Source organism: Microbacterium sp. Y832 (genome assembly GCF_057669765.1).
On sequence record NZ_JBYHFM010000014.1, the window covers coordinates 1 to 3270 of the forward strand.

3 protein-coding genes are annotated in these 3270 nt (G+C 66.5%); 1 reads left to right on the top strand and 2 read right to left on the bottom strand.

Annotated features, from left to right (window positions below; genetic code table 11):
• Positions 1–929: LVIVD repeat-containing protein (locus AC25YV_RS12750; RefSeq protein ID WP_488124231.1), on the bottom strand; the 929-nt coding region annotated here is incomplete at its 3' end.
• Positions 930–1267: 338 nt separating this feature from the next.
• Here AC25YV_RS12750 and AC25YV_RS12755 point away from each other — a divergent pair.
• A complete protein-coding gene (locus tag AC25YV_RS12755; protein WP_488124232.1) occupies positions 1268–1927 on the top strand; it encodes a DUF305 domain-containing protein in 660 nt (219 codons plus the stop codon).
• Between the two features lie 201 nt (positions 1928–2128).
• On the opposite strand, the gene AC25YV_RS12760 is transcribed toward AC25YV_RS12755, so the two are convergent.
• Positions 2129–3160, bottom strand: coding sequence for a COG1470 family protein (locus AC25YV_RS12760; protein ID WP_488124233.1), 1032 nt, complete (start codon positions 3158–3160; stop codon positions 2129–2131).
• Positions 3161–3270: the final 110 nt, after the last annotated feature.

Here is a 3270-nt window from a genome sequence, read left to right on the forward strand (position 1 = left end):
TTGGTGCCGTCGTTGTTGAACGTGGCCGAGTGCCAGTAGGCGAAGTTGCCGTCGGCAGCCGCGTCGATGCGAACCGGGTTGGCCGGGTCGCTGATGTCGATCAGGATGCCGTTACCCGCGCACGCACCAGCGGCGAGGCCGACCTCGGCGTAAACCGTGATGTCGTGGCACTGGTTGGTGTTCGGCGACGGCGACCAGGTGCCACCCGAGGGGTGACGGGGGGTCGTCGGGCCGTTCTGCAGACCGTCGACGCGGCCGGTGACCGGGTCGGCGAACAGGCGGGACTCCGTCACGACTGCGGCGGCTGCCGGGTCGGCGACGGGGACCTTGATGACCTCGATGCGCCAGCGCGACGGGTTCTCGGTGTCGGCTGCGCCGTTGCTGCAGCCCGCGAGCTGCGAGGCGGCGCGGACGCCAGCGGTGCCCGAGACGTAGATGTAGATGTTCTCGGTGTCATCCGGGTCCTGCAGCACGGTGTGCGTGTGCGAGCCACGGCACGTCTGGACGGCTGCGACCTGGACCGGGTTGTAGATGTCGCTGATGTCGAACACGCGAACGCCGCGGAAGACCGGCGACGCAGGGTTGGTCGAGCAGTCCAGACGGGCGCTGGTCGACTCGACCGAGAGGAAGAGCAGGTCGCCGACGACGGAAGCGTCGTTCTGGCTGCCCGGACAGATGAACTGCGTGAGCAGCTCGGGGTTCGACGGGTCGGCCACGTCGTAGAACTGCACACCGTTGTAGTTGCCGACGATCGCCATGTCGTCCTTGAAGGCGAGGTCGGAGTTGGTGTTGAGGCCGGCGAGCTTCGGGAGGGTCGCCAGGTGCTCGACGTTGCTGGAAGCGGTGCCAGCGTCGTAGAGGCCCGCGCTCAGGCCTTCGCGCGGGTCGGTCTGAACCGGGTCGGCGACGGCGGCGGTTGCCGCCATCATAGAAACGCCGAGGGTGAGCGCGCCGGTAACGGCCAGCGCTCGCGTCCTCCAGCGCGCTCGGGGGGTGGTGCGTGAATTCATGCGGGGGGTGCCCTTCGTGTCGGTCTTCGTCGATCTGACAGGTACTACCTCAAACGAAAGCGCGTTTCGACGAGCGGTTCGCTCGGTCTTTGTGCACTTCGCGTACAGCACGGATATGCAGTTGTATGTTCGGGAATCTATAGGTTTGCTGAGAATGTTCGCTACCTTTCTCGTTACATTTTTGTTTCGACCTTCTGATCGGTGCACTGTCGCACTGCAAGATGGAGCCACCGAACCCGACTGAGAGGCACCTCTTCATGCCCGTATCGCCCCGCTTTCTTCCCCTCGGCGCGGCGGTTGTGATCGTCCTCGGCTTGACGGCATGCACCGCCGAGCCCGAGGCATCCGCCCCTGTGCCCACCGCTCCCGTGATCCAGCCCGGCGCTCCGGGTGAGCCGAACCGCACGCTGTCGCCCGAGGAAGCCGCCGCGATCCAGTCCGAGCCGCACACCGACGCTGATGTCGCCTTCGTTCGCGACATGATGCACCACCACTCCCAGGCGCTGATCATGACGAGCTACGTCGAAGAACGCACGAGCAACCGTGACATCCGGCTGCTCGCGGAGCGCATGGACATGAGTCAGAGCGCCGAGCTCGAACGGTTCGAGGAGTGGCTGCAGGCGCGTGGTGAGGCTGCGCGGGATCCGGATGCCGGCCACGCGGCGCATGCCGACATGCCGGGCCTTCTCACCGATGCCGAACTCGCGCAGCTCGAAGCCGCGCGCGATGCCGCGTTCGACCGGCTGTTCCTCGAGCTCATGATCAAGCACCATGAGGGTGCTGTCGAGATGGTCGAGAACCTGTATGCGTCAGGGGGCGGCCGAGAGATCGAACTCGACGTCATGGCCGGTCACATCGAGGCCGATCAGGGCATCGAGATCGCCCGCATGAAGGAGATGCTCGCCGCGAAGTCCTGAGCCCGCGTCGAGCGTCAGCGCCCACGGGTCCGGGGCGGCGCGTGCGACCAGCTGAGACCGCGGCATCGTCACGAGGGCGCTGCCGAGATCGTCGTAACCCTGTATGCGTCAGATGGCGGCCGAGAGATCGAATCGCCCGCTCGAAGCAGATGCTCGCCGCGAGGTCCGAGACCACCGCGGCGAGCATCTGCGCTCGACGGGTCAGGAGGCGGCGGCTGCGGCTTCTGCGCGGGCTTCGGCGCGCGCCCGCTCGATGAGTGCCTCGGTCTTGCGCTTGCGACGGCGGCGGTCCAGTGCCGACAGTGCGATGAGCAGCACGATGATCGCGAGGACGACGAGCTGAGACCACGGCATCGTGATCACGGTCGCGTGCGCCTCGGAGGGTGCGATTTCGCCGACCTCGAGTTCTTCGGCGACGGATGCGCCCTGTGAGACGACGTCGACGGTCGCGACGAACAGGGGCCAGACGCCCCGGACCTGCCGCTCGAACGTGCGGGTCTCACCCGGCGCGATCTCGGTGATCGTCTCGGGGTCGAGTGTGCGGGCAAGCCACCCGAACGGGCCCGAGACGGTCGCGAGCGATTCGACACCGAGGCGCACGTTGCCGGTGTTCGACACTTCGTAGGTGAGGGTCATCGTGCCTGGCTCGAAGGGGTTGATCGAGCTGGTGTAGGTTCCCGACACGGTCGTCTCGAGCTCGGGCGTCATTTCTCCCGTGACGCGGGTCATGACGCGGAAGCCGACGCGCGATTCGACGCCCACCTCTCCGCCACTGCGGATGCTCGCCGCCACCCCGGCGGGGTGATCGCCGGGCGTCGCGTTCTCGGGCACGGTGATCGTGAACGGCACGATCACGTCGCCGCCCGAGGGCACTTCGATGCTCTCCTGGATCTTGATCCACGTGCCTGCGTCGACCGACTCCTGGTCAGAGGTCAGCATGTTGAACCGGCCGGAGGTGGTGAAGTAGCCGTCGGCGGCGGTCAGCCGAAAGGTCACGGCCTCACGGCTCAGGTTGCGCACGAGCAGATGCTCCTCGACGGTGGCCCCAGGTTCGAGTTCGAGCTCGACCCACGACCGCCCGTCTTCGCCGACACCGTCGCTGGGGCGGACCATCCAGGTGATGGTGTCGTCTTTCGTGTCGGCGGGTGCAGCCGTCGCCGCGGGAGCGAACGGCAGCGCGAAGAAAAGGAGCGCGAGTGAAGCGACGATCAGTCGTCGAAGAAAGCGTTGCATGAGACCTCGGAGAGAGTTTAGTCGGTTGCACGCGGAGAGGCCGCACCCGTGGGGCACGGCCTCTTGCGTGTGAAGGTTTACTCGAAGAGCGAGAGCGTCATCACCGAGGT